Genomic DNA, 1772 nt, shown 5'->3' with positions numbered 1-1772 from the left:
TCGTCCATGCGGCGGCGGAACCGGCGCTCCTGCTCTTCCTCGCCGACGGTCAGGAAATACTTGAGCAGCATGATGCCGCTTTCGACAATCGCTGCCTCAAAGCCCGGTGCGATTTCAAGGAAGCGTCGGGCTTTCTTTTCCGAGCAGAAACCCATGACGCGCTCGACGCCTGCACGGTTGTACCAACTCCTGTCGAAGATGACGATCTCGCCCGCAGCGGGAAAATGTTGAATGTARCGCTGCATGAAGATCTGCGATTTCTCCCGGTCGCTTGGCGAAGGAAGCGCAACGACGCGGAACACGCGCGGGCTCACCCGCTCCGTGATCCGTTTGATCATGCCGCCTTTTCCGGCTGCATCACGGCCCTCGAACAGGATGATGACGCGTGCGCCGGATTTCTTCACCCACGCCTGCAAATGCGCCAGCTCGATCTGAAGCTTTTTCATCTGCTTGTTGTAGCGGTCCTTGCCGAGCTTCTTGTGCTCGACATGCCGGACCAGATCCGCTTCACGCAACATGTTGTTTTGATTGTTCATCACACGATCCTCCCGTCGTCTGGATTTGCGTTCTTATCGCGGCCGATCTGGCACTCGGTAGCCAACTGGCTGGATATCCCCTCAAGCTCCTCTGGCTTGTGGCGAGTATCGTTATCAGTGCCCGAGGAACCGCTTTTGATCCGATTGTTCATTCGCAGCAAGACCGCCTCAAGACCGTTTCAACAAAGCAAAAGTATAGTCTGCACTGCGGGGGAGAACCCGTATCATCGTGTAATATACATAGAGTACAGGACGAAGGTACGTGTGGCTGCGCGGCCAAGTGGGTCACTCGTCGGGGATGGAGAGCCCCGCTTTCTTGAACCCGTCGAGCAAATGCAACTGATCCTCGCGGCGAATGACCCGGACGGCGACTTCATGACGGATATTGTCAACGAAGGTGGGTGCGTGGACCGCGAGCCATTGCCGTTCGCTGCGAGCCTCCTCGGTTTTGCCGAGCTGCCCGAGAATTGCTGTCAATATGAGGTGATAAATTGGGTTGGCACGAACATCTGCCAGMCTCGCCCATCTCTCGGCAGTTATGTAGTCCTTGTCGATATAAGCGCAGACAGCAAGCGCAGACTCGAAATACCCTGATGGCTGCGGATTGCGGGACACAGCCGAAGCGATCAGTTTGCATCCCGGTTTCCATTCCCCTGACAACGCAAGCCTAAATCCATACTCACCCGCCAGTTCGGTGTCATTCGGATTGAGTGCATACGCTTGTGCGCCGACTTCCAATGCCGCCGTAATTTCGCCCTGGAAATAGTGACTGAGCATTTCGGCCTGCAGTGCGCGAACGTTTTGGGGATCCAGCTCGACGGCCCGCCTTGCCGCATCGGTCGCAAGGTCAAGTGACCGGGCCGTCGAATTGAGACGGTATCGAAAGCGAAGTTCGTCGAGATAGGTCAATGAAAGCAGGGCCCAGGCTGTCGCGTAGTTGGGGAAACGTTGGACTGCCCGCTGCAGGCAACTCTGCACAGATGTATGCATCTGTGGGTTGAGATTGGAGCGGTAGCGGTAGTACGCTAATGTACATTTATATGCCTCCAGGTCATCGGGGGGCGACTGTGCAAGACGGGCAGCATCCGTCTGGAAAATTATCCCGTAGGGTTGGGCGAGCGCTGTGGCTACCGCTTGAGCTATGTCGGCTTCGAGTTGAAGCATGTGTTGAAMCTGGACAATGCTGTCGTAATTATTTGTCCAGACGACTGCTCCGCTATTTCGATCGAGCAGCCG

2 pseudogenes are annotated in these 1772 nt (G+C 56.1%); both read right to left on the bottom strand.

The features are described 5' to 3' along the window. Nucleotides 1-518, bottom strand: a pseudogene (locus ACXJ5O_RS25875) (polyphosphate kinase 2); the annotation flags it as partial. A 303-nt stretch (nucleotides 519-821) separates the two neighbouring features. Continuing rightward, nucleotides 822-1772, bottom strand: a pseudogene (locus ACXJ5O_RS25870) (hypothetical protein); the annotation flags it as partial.

The sequence above is a fragment of the Phyllobacterium sp. P5_D12 genome (assembly GCF_054049495.1).
The sequence above is the reverse complement of the archived record's forward strand: the minus strand, read 5'-3'. Positions and strand labels throughout refer to the sequence as shown.